The 19,347-nt window shown below is 73.8% G+C and carries 9 protein-coding genes; 7 read left to right on the top strand and 2 right to left on the bottom strand.

All coding sequences use genetic code 11. The features are described 5' to 3' along the window. Positions 1-96: 96 nt before the first annotated feature. Positions 97-1,059: a UTP--glucose-1-phosphate uridylyltransferase GalU gene (gene galU / locus AB0I54_RS33280; protein ID WP_363299957.1), complete on the bottom strand. Its 963-nt coding sequence runs from the start codon at positions 1,057-1,059 to the stop codon at positions 97-99. A gap of 362 nt (positions 1,060-1,421) precedes the next feature. On the opposite strand from galU, the gene AB0I54_RS33275 reads away from it, so the two are divergent. From AB0I54_RS33275 to AB0I54_RS33245, 7 genes are all read left to right on the top strand, one after another. After that, positions 1,422-2,747, top strand: coding sequence for a hypothetical protein (locus AB0I54_RS33275; protein WP_363299956.1), 1,326 nt, complete (start codon positions 1,422-1,424; stop codon positions 2,745-2,747). A gap of 404 nt (positions 2,748-3,151) precedes the next feature. Continuing rightward, entirely contained in the window at positions 3,152-10,021 is a 6,870-nt protein-coding gene (locus tag AB0I54_RS33270) for an SDR family oxidoreductase (protein WP_363299955.1), read from the top strand. 1 nt (position 10,022) lies between these two features. Further along, positions 10,023-14,687, top strand: a complete 4,665-nt coding sequence (locus AB0I54_RS33265; RefSeq protein ID WP_363299954.1) for a beta-ketoacyl synthase N-terminal-like domain-containing protein — start codon at positions 10,023-10,025, stop codon at positions 14,685-14,687. Further along, a complete protein-coding gene (locus AB0I54_RS33260) occupies positions 14,684-15,004 on the top strand; it encodes an acyl carrier protein (protein WP_363299953.1) in 321 nt (106 codons plus the stop codon). The genes AB0I54_RS33265 and AB0I54_RS33260 overlap by 4 nt, the downstream gene beginning before the upstream one ends. A 3-nt stretch (positions 15,005-15,007) precedes the next feature. After that, complete coding sequence (locus tag AB0I54_RS33255; protein ID WP_363299952.1) at positions 15,008-15,829, top strand: alpha/beta hydrolase; 822 nt, start codon at positions 15,008-15,010, stop codon at positions 15,827-15,829. After that, positions 15,826-17,010, top strand: a complete 1,185-nt coding sequence (locus tag AB0I54_RS33250) for a glycosyltransferase (RefSeq protein WP_363299951.1) — start codon at positions 15,826-15,828, stop codon at positions 17,008-17,010. The genes AB0I54_RS33255 and AB0I54_RS33250 overlap by 4 nt, the downstream gene beginning before the upstream one ends. A 167-nt stretch (positions 17,011-17,177) precedes the next feature. Then, entirely contained in the window at positions 17,178-18,215 is a 1,038-nt protein-coding gene (locus tag AB0I54_RS33245; RefSeq protein WP_363300042.1) for a class I SAM-dependent methyltransferase, read from the top strand. Between the two features lie 8 nt (positions 18,216-18,223). Here the strand turns inward: AB0I54_RS33245 and AB0I54_RS33240 are convergent, their stop codons facing one another. Continuing rightward, on the bottom strand, positions 18,224-19,183 hold the full coding sequence (locus tag AB0I54_RS33240; RefSeq protein WP_363300041.1) for a lysylphosphatidylglycerol synthase transmembrane domain-containing protein: 960 nt from the start codon (positions 19,181-19,183) through the stop codon (positions 18,224-18,226). Between the last annotated feature and the right edge of the window lie 164 nt (positions 19,184-19,347).

The raw sequence follows: 19,347 nt of genomic DNA, 5'->3' as shown, positions 1-19,347 counted from the left end.
TCTGCGGATCTTGGGAGAGGCCCCGGCCGGACGGTGGATCCGGCGGCCGGGGCCTTACGTGTGTGCGGCGTCGGCCGCCGTCCGCGCCTTGAGTGCTCAGGCGGCCCGGTGCCGCTCCTCCCGCTCCTCCCGCCTCGTCCTCGTGTCCTCCAGGCCGCCGACGAACTCCTTGAGCCAGGCGATGAATCCGGGGCCGAGGTCCGGGCGGTCGCAGGCCAGGCGGACCACCGTGCGCAGATAGTCGGCCTTGTCGCCGGTGTCGTAGCGCAGGCCGTCGAAGACCACGCCGTGGACCGTGCCGCCCGAGGCGAGTTCCCGCAGGGCGTCGGTCAGCTGGATCTCGCCGCCGCGGCCGGGCGGGGTGCGCTCCAGGGTGTCGAAGACGGCCGGGTCGAGGACATAGCGGCCGATGACCGCGTAGGTGCTGGGGGCGGTCTCGGGTGAGGGCTTCTCCACGAGGCCCGTCACACGTACCACGTCCGCCTCGCCAGAGGGTTCCACGGCCGCACAGCCGTAGAGGTGGATCTGCGACGGGTCCACCTCCATCAGCGCGACCACGCTGCCCGCGTACCGGTCACGCACGTCCAGCATCCGGCTGAGCAGGGTCTCGCGCGCGTCGATCAGATCGTCGCCGAGGAGGACGGCGAACGGCTGGTTCCCCACGTGGTGGCGGGCGCACAGCACGGCGTGGCCGAGGCCGAGCGGGTCGCCCTGGCGGATGTGGTGGATGTCGGCCAGGCGCGCGGGGTCCTGCACGGCGTCCAGCCGCACCGTGTCGCCCTTGGCCGCAAGAGCCTGCTCCAGTTCGAAGGCGTTGTCGAAGTGGTCCTCGATGGCCCGCTTGTGGCGTCCGGTGACCATCAGGATGTCGTCCAGCCCGGCCGCGGCGGCCTCCTCGACGACGTACTGGATGGCCGGTTTGTCGACGACCGGCAGCATCTCCTTCGGCGTCGCCTTCGTCGCGGGCAGAAAGCGGGTGCCGAGTCCGGCTGCGGGGACGACCGCCTTGCGGACGGTGCGCGGGGGTGTGGGGGTGGTTGAGGAGCGCGGGGCGATCATGCGGCCCATGCTGGCGCACGGGGATGAGAGCACGCCGGGAGAAACATGGGAGCTTCCTATGGACGGGCGCGTTCCGCTTTCGGCGGGAAGGTTGAAGATTTGGTGCGCCATCTGGCTTTCTGTGTATGCAAGTTGAGCCTTGAGTGACCAACGCGTCGAATGCCGGTACGGATACCGCCGGTAACTCATCTTGAATTCCTCGGACCTTGCACTGGGGCGCTCGAACTTCTTGTTACTTGTGAGTTGGGTGTGCGAAGGTGAGCCTCCTCCTGGGAGGGCAGAGGCGGGCACCGAACAGTCACTGCTTTCCGGCGGGGCGCCATTCCTTGTGTCGTCCTTCGGCTTGGAAAGGAAATGGTTCCGTGCAGTCCCGGTCCGATCGCAACCTCGTCGCACAGCTCGGCGCCGAGGGCGACGGCAGCCATCGTGCCGTCGCCCTTCTGCTGGCCCGGCACTGGCGGGCGACCTGTGACTACGCGGTCGTCTGCCTCGCCTCCGCCACCGGTGCCGCCCAGTTCGTCGCCACCACGGCCTTCAATCGCGTCCTCGGCCGGCTCGCGGGCGGGGCGGCCGACGGCCCGCTGCGCCCGCAGTTCCTCGTGGCCGTGCGGGAGACCGTCCGGGAGTGGGCCGCCGACGAGGGCATCTGCGTGGTCCTGCCCGAACTGCGCAAACCGACCGGCGGCCGAGGTCTACGCGCGGTGAAGTCCGGCATCCCCGAAAGAAGGCAACTCGCCGAGCGCGCTTTCCACGCCCTTCCCGGAGCGTCCCAATGTCTGCTGTGGCACACCGAGGTCGAGGCGGAGCCGATATCGATTCCCGCCGGACTGCTGGGCGTGGACACTTCTGCCGCCACGGCGACGCTGGAGCAGGCGCGTGAACAATTCCGGGCGGAACTGGTACGCGCCCACCGCGAACTCGCGCCCACTGCGGAATGCCGTCACCACAACCGCCTCCTCGATATTTCCATTCGCCGCGGCGGCTCTCTGTTGCCCGACGCTCAACGGCATTTGACGGTGTGCCAGTACTGCCGTCAAGCCGCGGAACAACTCGGCCACGCCGAGGGCGGACTGGAGATCCTGCTCGCCGAGACCGTGCTCGGCTGGGGCGCGCGCCGCTATCTCGACTCGCGCCCGGGACGCGGAGCCGTCGAGGCACTGCCGCCCGCGCCGCAGGCCGTAGGCCCGGAGGGCGTACACCCGGCGGTCCCGCACCCGGAGGTCGTACGGTCGGCGTACGCGAGTCGAAGACGGACGCGGCGCACGGCGGTGGCCGTCGGAGTCGGGCTCACCTGCCTCGTGCTGCTCGCGACCGTGCTGGTGGTCAGGGGCTGGACCGACGGCACCCACGGTGTCTCCGCACCCGGTGACACCCGGGGAGCCGCCGGCCGCGGCTCCACCCGGCTCGGCGCCACCCGTGAGCCGTCCGTCGTCGCCTCCCCGTCCGCCGCCTCCGCGAGCGAGCCCGTCGAGGTCGCGCACGGCAGACCGCGCAGCCCCGCCACCGGACCCTGCGCAGCGCCGCGGACCTCACCCTCTGCCTCGCCGCCGAACCGCAGGACCGAAAGGTCCTGCTGTCCGGCGGCGTCGGGCACCACGAAGCGTGGACGGCAGCCGACCTGCGCCGGAGCGGCCGGGACCCGGCGTCCCCCGGCCGCTTCTTCAAGGATTTACAAGATTTTTCCATGATTCACGTTTGACCTGAATGGAATTCAGTCGCCGACAGGTTTCGGGGCGCATCGATCGAGCCACGGCGCCGAAGTCATGCGGAATTTACAGAGCCCGGTCCGGCCGCCCGCCGCGTTGTGGACGGGTGGGTGGGGGGTGAATCCGCCGGACGCTTTGACGGGCTTGTGGCGTTGTGGTGCCTGGGGCTCGTGGGGCGGACGACCGTACGGTGGATGGGACTTGCTCGGATTTTCGGCTCTTGCGCCGACTCTCGTCCGCTGGCCGAATTGATTCCACCACAAGCGGAATGGCCGCATCGTTATTGACCCGCCAGTAATAAGTCGCTAGTTTCCGGTGGCCCCGACCAGCGCTTCCACGTCGCACAAACCCCCCACCGTGCTGTCTTACCGATTATTCGGAGCATCATGACGTCTGCTGCGCGCGCTCTGGACCTGATCATTTGCATCACCCCTTTCGGAGAGCCCGATGCCAGGCTCACCGCGGCGGTCTGCCGGGCCGGCGGACTCGGGATCCTGGACCTCGGGAACGGCGACCGAAGATCCCGTGAGGCCCTCGGACGCGTGAGACATATGGCGCCGGGCCCGTTCGGGGTGCGGGTCACGGGCCGGTGCCGGATGCGGCCCGAGGACATCGAGGCGGTCGACACCGTGGTCCGCACGGCCGACGCCCCGTGGCCGCTCGCCGAAGTCGCCGCGAGCCACCGGGTGTTGGCCGAGGTCACCGATCTGGAGCAGGCGCGGGACGCGGTCCGCGCGGGAGCGTACGGACTCATCGCCCGCGGCAGCGAGAGCGGCGGCCGCATCGGGCAGCTCAGCACCTTCGTGCTGCTCCAACAGCTGCTCGCCGAGCCGGAGTTGGACGTGCCGGTCTGGGCATGCGGCGGCATCGGGCCCCGGACGGCGGCCGCCGCCGTGGCCGGTGGGGCGGCCGGAGTCGTCCTCGACACGCAACTGGCCCTGCTGGCCGAGTCGACGCTGCCCGAGGCGACCGCGGCCGCGCTCCGCTCCCTCGACGGCTCGGAGACCGTCGTCGTGGCCGGTCACCGGGTCCTGCACCGCCGCGGACCCGACGCTTTACGCCCGCCCGCCGACGACCCCGCCGCCGTCGCCGCACTGCTGGGCGCCCAGGACCCGCGCACCCAGCTGCTGCCGGTCGGCCAGGACGGCTTCCTCGCGACACGCTTCGCGGAGCGCTGGCAGGACGTGGGCCGCACCCTGCGCGGGCTGAAGACCGCGATCCGGGAGATCCTGCCCGGTCGGTCCGCCGACCCCGCGCCCGCCCGCGCGCTGCGCTCCGGCTCGGGCATGAGCCGGGCCCTCGGGACACGGCTGCCCGTGGCGCAGGGGCCGATGACCCGGGTCAGTGACCGGGCGGGATTCGCCGCGGCCGTCGCCGAGCACGGCGCGCTGCCCTTCATGGCGCTGGCCCTGGCCGACGGAGCGCAGACGCGGGCGATGCTGGAGGAGACGCGCGTAGCGCTGGACGGGCGGCCCTGGGGCGTCGGTGTGCTCGGGTTCGCGCCCGAGGACGTCCGCGCCGCCCAGCTGGAGGCCGTACGGGAGCTGCGGCCCAGCCACGCCATCATCGCGGGCGGCCGGCCCGCCCAGGCCGAGGCGCTGGAGCGGGCCGGCATCAGCACCTTCCTGCATGTGCCCTCGCCCGGGCTGCTGCGGCAGTTCCTGGAGGCCGGGGCCCGCAGGTTCGTCTTCGAAGGCTCCGAGTGCGGCGGACACGTCGGACCGCGGGCCGGTTTCCCGTTGTGGGAGGCCCAACTGGCGGTGCTGGAGGACTTCCTGGCCGACGCCGGGGCCGACGACGACACGGCCTCGCGGATCGAGGTGTTCTTCGCGGGCGGCGTCCACGACGAGCGCTCCGCCGCGATGATCGCGGCGCTCGCCGCACCGCTCACGGAGCGCGGAGCAGCCGTCGGCGTCCTGATGGGAACCGCCTATCTGTTCACCGAGGAGGTGGTGGAGCGAGGTGCGATACAGCCCCTCTTCCAGAGACAGGTCGTGGCGGCCGGGGCCACCGCGCTCCTGGAGACCGCGCCCGGCCATGCCACCCGCTGCGTGCCCAGCCCGTTCACCCTGAACTACCGGGACCGCGAAGCCGCGTTGCGCGCTCAGGGCCTCCCGGAGCGGCGCGTCTGGGAGGAACTGGAGCGGCTCAACGTCGGACGGCTGCGCATCGCCAGCAAGGGCGTCGACCGCACCGACGGCGGCGAGCCCGCGCCCGTGGGCGAGCAACGCCAGCTGGACGAGGGCATGTTCATGGCCGGGGAAGTGGCCGTGCTGCGCTCCGCGACGACCACCATCGAGGCCCTGCACCGTTCGGTGACCGACGGTGCGGCCGACTTCCTCGCCGCCCGTACCGAGGAGCTGAACCAACGGCTCGGCGCCGACCAGATGGCTGGACCGTCGCAGCCCGCACCCCTCGACATCGCGGTCGTCGGCATGGCCTGCATGTTCCCGCAGGCCCCCGACCTGGCCTCCTTCTGGGCGAACATCGTCGCCGGGCACGACGCCGTCACCGAGGTCCCGCACGACCGCTGGGATCCCGACCTGCACCACGCCGACGGCAGCACCACCTCCAAGTGGGGCGGCTTCCTGCCGCGCATCCCCTTCGACCCGCTCGCCTACGGCATCCCGCCCGCCTCGCTCGGCAGTATCGAGCCCGTCCAGCTGCTCTCCCTGGAGGCCGCACGGCGCGCCCTGGAGGACGCCGGATACGGCGACCGCGGGCGGGAGTTCGACCGCTCGCGCACCTCCGTCGTCTTCGGGGCCGAGGCGGGCAGCGACCTGTCCAACGCCGCCACCCTGCGCGCCGTACTGCCGTCGTACTACGGCACGGTGCCCGCAGGGATCGATGAGCAGCTGCCCCGGCTGACCGAGGACTCCTTCCCCGGCATGCTCGCCAACGTCATCTCGGGCCGGATCGCCAACCGGCTGGACCTCGGCGGTGCCAACTACACCGTGGACGCGGCCTGCGCCTCCTCGCTGGCCGCGGTGGACGTGGCGTGCAAGGAACTCACGGCGGGCACCAGCGACGTCGTCCTGTGCGGCGGCGCCGACCTGCACAACGGCATCAACGACTACGTCCTGTTCTCGTCGGTACACGCGCTTTCCCCGACGGGCCGGTCACGGGCCTTCGACGGATCGGCCGACGGCATCGCGCTCGGCGAGGGCGTCGCCTGCGTCGTCCTCAAGCGGCTGGCGGACGCCGAACGCGACGGCGACCGGATCTACGGCGTGATCAAGGGGCTCGGCTCGTCCAGCGACGGCCGCTCCCTCGGCCTGACCGCGCCCCGGCCCGAGGGCCAGCGGGTCGCGCTGGAGCGGGCGTACCGCAACGCGGGCGTCTCGCCGGCCGCGGTCGGCCTGGTGGAGGCCCATGGCACCGGGACCGTCGTCGGGGACCGCACTGAACTCACCGTCCTCGGCGAGCTGTTCGCCAAGGCCGGGGCGCGGCCCGGCGGATGTGTGCTGGGCTCGGTCAAGTCGCAGATCGGGCACACCAAGTGCGCCGCCGGTCTCGCGGGCCTGATCAAGACCACCCTGGCGCTCTACACCGGCGTCCGGCCGCCCACCCTGCACCTGAAGAGCCCCAACGCGGCGTGGGAGGAGGGCGCCGGCCCCTTCGCCTTCCACACGCGGGCCCAGCCCTGGGCGACTCCGGCCGGCGAACGCGTGGCGGGAGTGAGCGCGTTCGGCTTCGGCGGTACCAACTTCCATGTGGTGCTGGGGGCTTACGCCGACGCCGTACCGCCGGAGCAGGGTGTGGAGGAGTGGCCCGCCGAGCTGTTCACCTTCCGCGGGAGGGACGCGGCGAGTTCCGGTCGGGCGATCGAGGCGGTCCTGCGGGCCGCCGAGTCCGAGGGCCGTCCCTGGCGGCTGCGTGACCTCGCACTGAGCGCGGCCCGGCGCTCCGACGCCTCGCCGGAACCGGTGCGGGTCGCGGTCGTCGCGACGGACGTGGCCGGTCTGATCCGGCAGCTGCGCAGGGCCCTGGCCGGGGAGCACGACCCGGCCGCGGGCATCCACCTGGCCGACGCGGCGGCGGACGGCGAGGACAAGGTCGCCTTCCTGTTCCCGGGCCAGGGCAGCCAGCGCCCCGGCATGCTCGCCGACCTCTTCATCGCCTTCCCCGAACTGCACCACTACCTTCAGCTCGGCCGGGCGCACGCCGACCGGCTGTACCCGCCCGCCGCCTTCGACGACGCGGCCCGCGAGCGCCGGCGGGCCGAGCTCACCGACACCCGGGCCGCCCAGCCCGCCCTCGGCATCACCGGCCTCGCCGCCCACGCCTTCCTCACCGCGGCAGGGGTGAGACCGGACATGGCAGCCGGACACAGCTACGGCGAACTGGTCGCCCTGTGCGCGGCCGGCGCCCTCGACCCCGAGACGCTGCTGGAGCTGAGCACCGAGCGGGCCTCGGCCATCCTCGCCGCGGCGGGCGACGACCCCGGCAGCATGGCCGCGGTCTCCGCCGGCGCCGAGGACGTCGAAGCAGCTCTGCGCACGGCCGGGGCGCCCGCCTCGGTCGTCCTCGCCAACCGCAACTCGCCCCAGCAGACGGTGATTTCCGGCCCGACCGAGGAAGTCGCCGGCGCCGTAGGCCTGTTGCGCGAGGCCGGGTTCGGCGCCAAGCGCATCCCGGTCGCCTGCGCCTTCCACAGCCCCCTGGTGGCGGGCGCGGGCGAGCGGTTCGCGGAGGTCCTCCGGGACAGGACCGTGCACCCGGCCGAGTTCCCGGTCTGGTCCAACCGCACGGCCGCCCCGTACGCGGCCGACCCGGACGCGGTGCGCGCGGAGCTGGCCGCCCAGATCGGGGCGCCGGTCGCCTTCGCCGCGCAGATCGAGGCCATGTACGAGGCGGGAGCACGGATCTTCGTGGAGGCGGGACCCGGCACGGTCCTCACCCGGCTGGTCGGACAGATCCTGGGCGACCGCCCGCACCGCACCGTCGCCTGCGAGCCCCGCGACGGCAGCGGGCTGCGCGGCTGGCTCGACGCACTCGCCCAACTGGCCGTCGCGGGACGGCCGGTGCGCACCGGCGGGCTCTTCCGGGGGCGCGACGCCGTCGACGCCGTCCGCACCCCGGCACCGAAGCGACCCGGCTGGACGGTCGACGGCCACCTGGTCCGTACCGCCGCCGGAGAACTCCTTCCCGGTGCCCTGGCACCGGCCCGACGAGTCGTGGAGACGAGTGTGACGACGAACCACCCGTACGGCGTCCCGGCCGGCCAGGACGCGCTGATCTCCGAATTCCTGCGCACGAGCCGGGAGATGATCGCCGCCCAGCGCGATGTGCTGCTCACCTATCTGGGCGCGGTGCCGGGCCAGTCCGTTCCCGCACCCGCGGCGCCCGGCCCCCTGGTGGTGCCCCAGATCCAGCCCGCCGAGCTCGTCGCCGCCCCGCAGCCCGTCCCGGAGTCCACCCCGCTCAACTCCGGCACGGACCCGGCAGCCGATGTGGAACACGTCGTCCTGGAGATCATCAGCGAGCGCACCGGCTACCCCGTCGACATGATCGAGCCCGACCTCGACCTGGAGGCGGACCTGAGCATCGACTCGATCAAGCGGGCCGAGATAGCGGGCGAACTCGCCAAGCGGCTGGGGATCGGCGCCGGGGCGGACGTCACGGCCCTGGACGACGCGGAGCTGGAGGAGCTGGCCAAGGCGCGTACGGCGGCGGCCGTGACGCGCTGGCTCGCGGCGCGGCTGGACGGGGCCGGGGAGCAGAGTGCCGTCCGGTCCGAAGTGTCGGGTTCCGCAGAGGAGTTGACGGAGGCGGTCGTCGGCGTCGCGCCGAGGAGACTTCAGCTCCGTCCGGTGCCTCTGGGGCAGCCGGACCGCCCGGCGGATCCGGCCTCCGTCCTGTCCGGGAAACGGTTCGTCGTGCTCGGCGACCAGGGCGGCGCGGCTGAGGAGATCGCGGCGCGGCTCGCTCCGTACGGCGCCGAGGTGGTGACCGTCGACGCGGAACACCTGCTGACCGAGGCGGACGGCGTGGTGGACGGAGTGCTGTACCTGGGCGCGCTGCCGGGCGCCGAGCCACCGGTCCTGCCCGACGCCTTCCCCACGCTGAAGGCCGCCCTGGCGCACGGCCCGCGATGGCTGCTGGCCGTACGGCCCGCCGACGGCGACGACGCGCTGCGGGCGGCGGGCCTTGACGGCCTGTTCCGCACCATCGCCCGCGAGTACCCGGAGACGGTCGCGCGGACCGTCGCCCTCGCCGACACGAGTCCGTCCGCCGTCGCGGACGCCCTGCTCGCCGAACTGCTCGCACCCGACCCGGCGCCCGTCGTCCTGTGCACCGCCGCCGGCCGGCACGGTTTCGAGCTCGTCGAGGCACCCCTCGGCACGCTCGGCAGCACCGGCGCGGGACCGGCGGGCGACGGTGCCGCCGAGGCCGCCGCGCTCGGCCTGGACCGGGACTCCGTGGTGCTGCTGGTGGGCGGTGCCCGCGGGATCACGGCGAAGTTCGCGGCCTCGCTCGCCGCGGCCTGCCGCTGCCGCATCGAACTGCTCGGCAGAACGCCCGCGGCCACCGGCCCCGAGGACCCGCGGACCGCCGCCGCGCGCACCCCGGCCGAACTGCGGGCGGCCCTCGCCTCCCGCGGCTCGCTCGGACCCGCCGAGGTCAACCGGGCCGCCGAACTGATCCTCGCCCAGCGGGAGATCGCCGCGACGCTGGCGGAACTCACCGCGCTCGGCAGCCGGGTCCGCTACCACGCCGTGGACTTCCGTGAGCAGGACGCCGCGCTCCAGGCGGTCAAGGAGATCCACGCCGAGCACGACCGCCTCGACGGGGTGGTGTTCGCGGCCGGGGTGATCGAGGACCGGCTGATCGCCGAGAAGACCGCCGAGTCCTTCCAGCGCGTGTACGGGACCAAGGCGGGCGGAGCCGCCACCCTGCTGACCGCGCTGGAGGAACTGCCCAACGGGCCGGGGTTCACGGTCCTGTTCGGCAGCATCTCCGCCGTACTCGGCAATCGGGGCCAGGCCGACTACGCGGCCGCCAACGACGCCCTGGAGACCCTGGGCACCGCCTGGGCCGCCCGCACCGGACACCGTGCGCTGACCGTGCACTGGGGGCCGTGGGCACCCACCGGCTCCCACGGCGGGATGGTCGGTCCGGAGCTCGGCCGGGAGTACGCCCGGTGCGGCATCCGACTGATCGACCCCCACGAGGGCACCGCGGCCCTGCTGCGGGAACTCGCCTGGGGCGAGGAGTCGGCCCGCGCGGTCGTCTACACCGCCTCGGGGTGGTGACATGCGTCAGGACGCGGTCGCCATCGTGGGGATGGCGGTGCTGCTGCCCGGCGCCGCCGGTCTCGACGCCTACTGGCGCAATCTGCGGGACGGCGTGGACGCGATCGGGGAGGTGCCGGCGGGCCGCTGGGACACCGACTACTACCGCCCCGGCTCCGCGGCCGGGCCCGCCATGGCCGACCAGGTGTACTGCCGGCGCGGTGGCTTCGTGGACGGCCTGGCCGAGGTGGAGGTCACCCGCTACGGCATCATGCCCGCCTCGGTGCCCGGCACCGAGCCCGACCAGCTGATCGCGCTGAACGTGGCCGCCGCGGCGCTCGCCGACGCAGGGGCCGGGGAGCGGCTGCCCGACCCGCACCGCGTCGGGGTCGTCCTGGGCCGGGGCGGCTACCTCACCCCCGGCCTGGTCCGGCTCGACCAGCGGGTCCGCACCGCGGGCCAGCTCGTCCGCACCCTGGGCGAGCTGCTGCCCGACCTGACACCGAGCCAACTGGCCCGGGTGCGCGAGGCGTTCACCGACCGTCTGGGGCCGGCGAGCCCCGAGTCCGCGATCGGCCTGGTCCCCAACCTCGCCGCGTCCCGCATCGCCAACCGGCTCGATCTGCGCGGCCCGGCCTACACCGTCGACGCGGCCTGCGCCTCCTCGCTGGTCGCCGTCGACCAGGCCGTCGGCGAACTCGCCTCCGGGCGCTGCGATCTGATGCTGGCCGGGGGAGTGCACCACTGCCACGACATCACCCTGTGGAGCGTCTTCTCCCAGCTGCGCGCGCTCTCCCCGAGCCAGCGCATCCGCCCCTTCCACCGCGACGCCGACGGCATCCTCATCGGCGAGGGCACCGGCATCGTCGTACTGAAGCGCCTCGCGGACGCCCAGCGCGACGGCGACCGCGTCTACGCGGTGATCCGGGGCACCGGCGTGGCCAGCGACGGCCGCACGGCCGGACTGGTCAACCCCGACCCCGGCGGACAGGCACACGCCGTGCGCCAGGCGTGGCGGGCCGCCGGACTCGACCCCGCAGCGCCCGGCTCGGTCGGTCTCCTGGAGGCGCACGGCACCGCGACACCTGCCGGGGACGCCGCCGAACTCGCCACGCTCACCGCGGTGTTCGGGCCGGGCGAGGCGTACGGCGACGAACGCGCGGTGATCGGCTCGGTGAAGTCGATGATCGGCCACACCATGCCGGCCGCCGGAGTCGCGGGACTGGTCAAGGCCGCCCTCGCGCTCCACCACCGCACCCTGCTGCCCACGCTCCACTGCGACACCCCGCACCCTGCCCTCGCGGACACCCGCTTCCGCCCGCTGGAGAAGGCGGTCCCCTGGGAGACCGGTCCCGAGCGGCCGGTACGGCGGGCAGCGGTGAACGCCTTCGGGTTCGGGGGGATCAACGCCCATGTGGTGCTGGAGGAAGCACCCGGCGCGGCCGCGCGGTCCACAGGGAGCCCAGGGCCCCGAGCCACGGTTGCCGTCGCCGAAGCCGAGCGTGTCCTCCTGCTCGCCGCCGACAGTCCCGAGCGGCTGGCCGCCGCCCTGGACACCGACGACTCCGCGGTCCTCGCCTCCGGGCTTGACGCCGCCCGCACACACCCGGACGCGGGCCCGGCACGCCTCGGCATCGTCGAACCGACCGCCAAGCGGCTCGCCCTGGCCCGCCGGGCGGTCGCCAAGGGCCGCGCCTGGCAGGGCCGCAACGACGTATGGTTCCGCCCCCGGCCGCTCCTCGGCGGCGCGGACGGCAGGCTCGCGTTCGTCTTCCCCGGCCTCGAAGGCGACTTCGCGCCCCGCGTCGACGACATCGCCGCCCACTTCGGCCTCGCCGCGGCCGCTCCCGCCGACGAGGAGGTGCGGGTCGCGGACGTGGGCCGGCACGGATTCGGTGTCGTCGGCGTCGGGCGGCTCCTCGACGCCGCGCTGCGCCGCATGGAGGTCGTCCCCGACGCGGTGGCCGGGCACAGCGTCGGCGAGTGGACGGCGATGGCCGTGGCCGGGCTGTACTCCGGCGACCAGGTCGACGCGTTCATGGCGGACTTCGACCCGGACACGGTGACCGTGCCGGGCCTCGCCTTCGGCGCGGTCGGAGCGTCCGCCGAGCGCGTCCGGACGGCCCTGCGCGAGGACTGGGCGGGTGCCGGGATCGTGCTCTCCCACGACAACGCCCCCCACCAGTCGATGGTGTGCGGGCCGGACGGTGCGGTGGAGGAGTTCGTACGGTCCTTCCGGGCCCAAGGCGTGATCTGCCAGGTGCTGCCGTTCCGGTCCGGGTTCCACACGCCGATGCTGGAGCCGTACCTCTCGCCCATCAAGGAGGCGGCGGACCGGTTCCGGCTCCACCCGCCGACCGTGCCCGTGTGGTCGGGGACGACCGCGGCACCCTTCCCCGAGGGGGAGGCCGAGGTCCGTGAGCTGTTCGTCCGGCATCTGCTGGAACCCGTCCGCTTCCGGCAGCTCGTCGAGGCCCTGTACGCGGCCAGCCACCGCGCCTTCGTCCAGACCGGCCCGGGCGGACTCGCCTCCCTCATCGGCGACACGCTCGGCGACCGCGACCACCTGGCCGTCGCGGCCAACTCACCGCACCGCCCGGGCCTGTCCCAACTCCGTTGCGTGGCGACGGCGTTGTGGACGGCAGGGGCGAGCGTGGCACCGGCACTGCCGACCCCGGCCGCCCGGGCGACCGCTCGCGGTGTCCCCGAGCGCCGACCGGTCCGGCTCGATCTCGGGGGAGCCCTGGTGTCCCTCGACGACCGGGTCCTCGCCGGGCTCCGTAGTGACCTGCGCACGGCATCCCCGGCGCCGGCAGCTGCCGCACGCGTCGGCGCGGCCGATCCCACCCCTTCCCCCCTCGACGCCGTGACCGGACGCTTCCCCGTGGCCGCCGAGCTGAGCGCGCTGCTGCGCGACACCGCGGAGATGGCGGCCGCGCTGATCGGCGCGGCCGACCGCCCACCGAGCAGGGCCTACGTTCCGGCCGCGGTCCGGCCCGGGGCGCCCGCCAAGGCCGTGCACGGGGCGGTCGCCACCCCGACCGCGCCGCACGGCAGCTCCACGCCCCACCGGCCACCAACCACCCCCGACACCTGGCAGACCACCCTCCATGTGTCCCCGCACACCATGCCCCACCTCCTCGACCACTGCTTCTTCCCGCAGCGCCCCGGCTGGCCGGACGTGGCCGACCGCTGGCCCGTCGTCCCGGCGACCACGATCGTGCGGCACATGATGGACGCGGCGGAACGGGCCGCACCGGGCCTGCGGGCGGTCGCCGTGCACGGGGCGCGCTTCGACCGCTGGCTCACCGCGACGCCCGCCGTCGACGTCCCGGTCACCGTCACCCGGACCCCCCAAGACCCGAACCGGTTCACCGTCACCTTCGGCCCCACCGCCCGCGCGGTCGTCGAGCTGGCCGCGGCCCACCCCACCCCGCCCCACGTCCGCACGGAGCCGCCCAGCCCCGAACGCACCCCCGACCACACCGCCGCCCAGCTCTACGAAGAGCGCTGGATGTTCCACGGCCCGGCCTTCCAGGGCGTCACGGAACTCACCGCCATCGGCGAGAAGCACATACTCGGAGTGATCACCACACCCGCGGCCCCCGGCGCCCTGCTCGACAACGTGGGCCAGATCCTCGGCTACTGGATCATGGCCACGCGCACCGAACGGACCGTGGTCTTCCCCGTGCAGATGCGGCACATGCGCTTCTACGGGCCGCATCCGGGTCCGGGCACGGAGGTCGAGTGCCTGGTGCGCATCACCTCGCTCGCCGACACCCTCCTGGAGGCGGACATCGAGCTGACCGTCGCGGGGCGGGTGTGGGCGCGGCTCACCGGCTGGCAGGACCGACGCTTCGACAACGACCCGCAGACCCGCCCGGTCGAACGCTTCCCTGAGCGCAACACCCTCTCCGAACCGCGCCCCGGCGGCTGGTCGTTGCTGCACGAGCGGTGGCCGGACCTCGCGTCGCGCGAGCTGATCATGCGCAACTCACTCGGCGGAGCGGAGCGTTCGGAGTACGCCGCGCAGGCCCCGCGCGGCCGCCGGCAGTGGCTGCTCGGCCGGATCGCCGCCAAGGACGCGGTGCGCCGGTGGCTGTGGGAGCACGGCGAGGGGCCCGTATTCCCGGCCGAACTGCGGGTCCGCAACGACGACTTGGGCCGCCCGTACGTCACCGGCGAGCACGGCCGCACCCTGCCCCCGCTGGACGTCTCCCTCGCGCACCGCGCCGAGGCCGCCGTGGCGATCGTACGGCCCCACACACCCGGTCCCGGCCCCGGTATCGACATCGAAGAGGTCAGCGAGCGCGACCCGGCGGCCCTCGCCGCCGCCCTGGGCGCCGACGAACTCCGGCTCCTGCGCGCCCGGTGCGCGGACGGCGAGGACTCCGAGCCGCTGTGGTTCACCCGGTTCTGGGCCGCGAAGGAGGCGGTGGCCAAGGCGGAGGGCACCGGATTCGGCGGACGGCCCCGGGACTTCGCGGTGTTCGACGCGGCTCCGGACGGCTGCCGCCTGCTGGTCTCGGGCCGTCTGGAACGCGCGTACACGGTGCACTGCCGATCCGTCCGCAACACCCCCGCACTGCCGGACCGGGAGTACGTCGTGGCCTGGACGACGGGCCCGGTCGAGGAGGCCGAAGAACTGCCCGCAGCGGCATCGGACGAAGAGGAGCACCGCCGATGAACCCCATCCAGCCGACCACCGAGCCCGCCGACGAGGAGGCCGTGCTCGCCGACATCAGGGGCATGCTCCTGATCCTCCTGGAGGAGTACGGCGAGGACGACGTGGAGATCGGCATGAGCACCACGTTCAACCGCGACCTGGAGCTGGAGAGCATCGACCTGGTGACCCTGGCCGGCCTCCTGGAACAGCGGTACGGAGACCGGGTCAACTTCGCCGAGTTCCTGGCCGGTATGGACTTCGACGAGATCATCGAGCTCACCGTCGGCAGGCTCGTCGAGCACGTGGTGCAGAGCCTGAAGGCCGCGGAGGCGGGCTGACACATGGCGATCGTCGACACCGGTGACATCCGGCTGCACGTACAGAGAATGGGCCCTCGCCAGGGGCGCCCGAAGGCCGCGACCGCGGTGCTCGTGCACGGGCTGCTCACCGACAGCCTGGCCAGCTACTACTTCACCGTGGCCCCCGCCTTCGCCGCGGCGGGCATCGACGTGGTCATGTACGACCTGCGCGGTCACGGCCGCAGCGAACGTCCACGCAGCGGCTACACCCTCGACCACAACATCGACGACCTGGAGGCGCTCCTCGACCGGCTGGACGTCACCGGCCCCGTCCACCTCGTGGGCAACTCCTACGGCGGCACCATCGCCTTCGGCTGGGCGGCCCGCCACCCCGGGCGGACGGCGAGCCTCACCCTGATCGAGTCCGAGCCGGCGACCGCGGCCTGGGCGGCGAAACTGGGCGGCATCCTGGACCGGGTGGTGACCGAGCTGGCGTACAACGAGCCCGACGCGATCGCCTGGATCACCTCCCACCGCAGCCACAACACGGCCCGTCTGGCCAAGGGCGCGGCGCGGCTCGCGAGGGAGACCACCCTCGGCCGGGACATCCCCGCCAGCCGCGTGCTGACCGAGGACGAGATCAGGTCCGTGCGCTGCCCGGTCCTCGGGGTCTACGGCGGCGACTCGGACCTGGTGGAGCTGGTGTCCCTGAAGGAGACGCTGCTCGGGGACTTCCGGGCCGTCGTACTGCCCGGGCACGAGCACTCGGTGCTGGTGGAGGCGCCGGGGGCCGTCGGCGGGCACATCCTGGAGCTGATCCGCGCGGCGAGCGGGGGCCGGCCGGTGGGGGCCGAGGCCCGGTGAGCGGGTTCCTGTTCGTGGTGCCGCCCCTGGTCGGGCACATCAACCCGACGGTCGGCGTCGCGGCCGAACTCACCGCGCGCGGGCACCGGGTGGCGTGGGCGTGCGCCGATCCCGATCTGGTGCGTCGGCTCGTGGGAGCGGACGCCGACGTGTTTCCGTGCGACGGCGTCACGGGGGTCGAGCGGCCGCCCGACCTGCGTGGCCCGGAGGCGCTGAAGTTCCTGTGGGAGGGGTACCTGGTGCCGCTCGCCGACGCGATGGCCCCGGGCGTGCGGGCGGCGGTGGACGGCTTCCGGCCGGACGTGGTCGTCGCCGACCAACAGGCCTTCGCCGGCCCCCTGGTGGCCGAGCGTCTGCGGCTCGTCTGGGCCACCTCCGCCACCACGTCGGCCGAGTTCACCGACGCGTACGACGGCATGCCGAGGGTCGCCGCCTGGCCGCGGGAACGGCTGACCGAACTGCGGGGACGCATCGGCGACCCCTCCGGCACCGCCGACCCGCGGTTCTCGCCCCACCTGGTCCTGGCCTTCACCACGCCCGAACTCGTCGGCCCCACGGGCGAGAAGGCGGACGCGATCCGCTGTGTCGGCCCCTCGATCGCGGACCGTCCGGCCGAGCCCGGCTTTCCCTGGGAGTGGCTGGACCCGGGCCGCGCCAAGGTCCTGGTGACCCTCGGGACCGCCAACGCCGACGCCGGTGGCCGGTTTCTCGCCGAGTGCCTGACCGCGCTGCGCGAACGGGCCGACCGGGTACAGGCGGTGCTCGTCGATCCGGGCGGCACCCTGGCCGCGACCGGCGGCGACAAGGACGTACTGATCCTGCCCTACGTGCCCCAACTCCCGCTCCTGGCAAGGGTCGACGCGGTGATCTGCCACGCCGGGCACAACACGGTCTGCGAGGCCCTGTGGCACGGGGTTCCGCTGGTCGTCGCCCCCATCCGCGACGACCAGCCCGTGGTGGCCGCGCAGGTGGTCGACGCGGGGGCCGGCATCAGGGTGAGGTTCGGCCGGGTCACCGCACCCCGGCTGGGCGCGGCCCTCGACACCGTCCTGCACGAACCCGCCCACCGCGAGGCGGCCGCCCGTCTGCGCACGGCGTTCCGCACCGCGGGCGGCGCCCACGCGGCGGCGACCCACCTCGAACGGCTCGGGACAGGCCGAGGGCACGACCGACAGCCATGAGCGGAGACGCGATGAGCGACAAGACACAGTCGAACGGCGGGAGCGAGCCCATGGACGCGACCGAATCCGTGGGTGACACGGAACCCGTGGGCGGCACGGAATCCGTGGACGCCAAGGAACTTGTGGACGAAACCGAGTCCGCGCACGCCGCCGACCGCGCCGCGCGCATCGCCGCCCTGCGCCCCGGCTACCAGGCCGATCTGGCCGACGGCGTGGGCCGGTTCTTCGAGTCGCCGCGCACCAGCTGCCCCTGGTGCGGCTCGGAGCGGCTGACCACCCGGCTGCGCACCACCGATCTGCTCCAGCACAAGCCGGGCCGCTTCCAGCTCGACCGGTGCGAGGACTGCGGGCACACCTTCCAGAACCCGCGGCTGAACGAGGCCGGTCTGGAGTTCTACTACCGCGACTTCTACGACGGCCTCGGCGAGCAGAAGATGGGCGGCACCTTCGGCGGCCGCACCAAGATGTACCGCGGCCGCGCCGAATCCATGCTGCCGCACGACCCCACCCCGAAGAACTGGCTGGACGTCGGCACCGGGCACGGCCACTTCTGCGAGGCCGCCCGCGCGGTGCTGCCCGGCACGGTCTTCGACGGCCTGGACTTCACGGACGGCGTCGAGCTCGCCGAACGCGAGGGAAGGGTGGAGCACGGCCACCGCGGTTCCTTCCCGGAGCTCGCCCCGGAACTCACCGCCCGCTACGACGTGGTCAGCATGTTCCACTACCTGGAGCACAGCACCGACCCCGACCGTGAACTGCGGGCCGCGCACGAGGTCGTACGGCCCGGTGGTCATCTGCTCATCGAGGTCCCGGACCCTCAGAGCCGCTACGCCCGCCTCCTGGGCCGCTGGTGGCTGCCCTGGCTCCAGCCGCAGCATCTGCACTTCGTGCCCGCCGCCAATCTGCGCCGCCGCCTGACCGACCTGGGATTCACGGTGGTCGCGGAGCAGCACGCGCAGCCGCACGACCCGGTGGATCTGCTCGCCGCGGTCTGGCTGGCCCTGGACCACACCGCCCCGCGCGAGGACGCGCCGTGGCTGGCGCAGCCGCCGGGCGCCCTCCGGCGCGGGCTGCGCACCGCCGTGGTCCTCGCGGGGGTGCCCGCCCTCGCCCTGGGCACGCTTCTCGACCGGTTCGCGGTACGGCCCCTCTCGCACCGTCTGGGGCTGTCCAACGCCTACCGGCTCGTGGCCCGGCGCGACTGAGCCGGGGCTCAGAGCACCTTGGCGCGGATCAGCGCCGACAGCACGAGGGCCCCCGGCAGCAACGGCAGCCAGTCCGTCAGCACCCGGAAGCCGATCACGGTCGCCGTGGCCAGGGCCACAGGGGAGCCGAAGGCCGCCAGCGTGAACACCAGCGCCGCGTCCACCGCGAGGCCCCCCGGTGCGGGCACCGCCCCCACCGCGGTGCCCGCGGCGAGGTAGGCGAGGACCACGTGCGCCCAGGGGACCGGCAGCTCCAGCGCGGCCCCGACCGAGGCGATCACGCACCCCTGGAGCAGCGGCATCGCGGCTGCCCCGCCCCACAGGGCGAGCACACGGCAGGGCCGGGTGTGCAGCAGCCGCGCGTCGGCCAGGGCGGTGCGCAGCAGCCCCGTCACCGGGCGGCGCAGCGGACGTACGACGGCCAGGGCCACCGCGGCGACGGCGGCACCGGTGCCGACGACGGCGAGCACCGCTACGAGCGCCCGCCCGTCCGGGAGCAGTTCGCCCAGCCGCCGCCAGGCCGGGGAGGCCGCCAGGAACACCACGAGCACGATCGCCTTCGCGACGGACTTGGCCAGGGAGTACAGGGCGATCGAGGCGGTGGCGCGGTCGAGCGGTACCCCGCGGCCGCGCAGGAAGCGCACGGTGACGGCGTGCGCGCCGATGCCCCCGGGCAGCGCGTGGTTCGCGGCCCCGGCGGCGAACTGCGAGGCCAGCAGCAGCCCCGGTGGCAGCCGGTCCGGCACGGCGCCCTGGCGGACGCACGAGGCCGCGACCCAGCCCAGGCAGGTGAAGCCCCCGCCGGCCAGCAGCCACCAGGGGTCGGCCGCGACCAGCCGCGCGGCACCCTCGTGGACGAGGGACCGGTTGGTCAGTCCCCAGATCCCGGCCAGCAGGAGAGGGCTCAGGCACAGCGCCAGCCGGACGGGACGGGCGGCCATCGGGTGCGCGGGCGCGTCGGAGCGCAGTGGGGACGTCGACGAGAGCGAGGAGAGCGAAGACAGCGAGGACACGGGCACGTCGTCCTTCCGCATCGGGCCGCGCGGCGGGACCGGGAGATGCGAGGCGGCGGGGGGAACCGCGGGGGAGCTTTCCCGCTCCGTGTGACATGCGGATGTCCGAAAACCGAAGG

The sequence above is a fragment of the Streptomyces sp. NPDC050625 genome (assembly GCF_040654755.1).
Lineage (GTDB): Bacteria > Actinomycetota > Actinomycetes > Streptomycetales > Streptomycetaceae > Streptomyces.
Note: the sequence above shows the minus strand (reverse complement) of the source record. Positions and strands in the feature narration are given on the sequence as shown.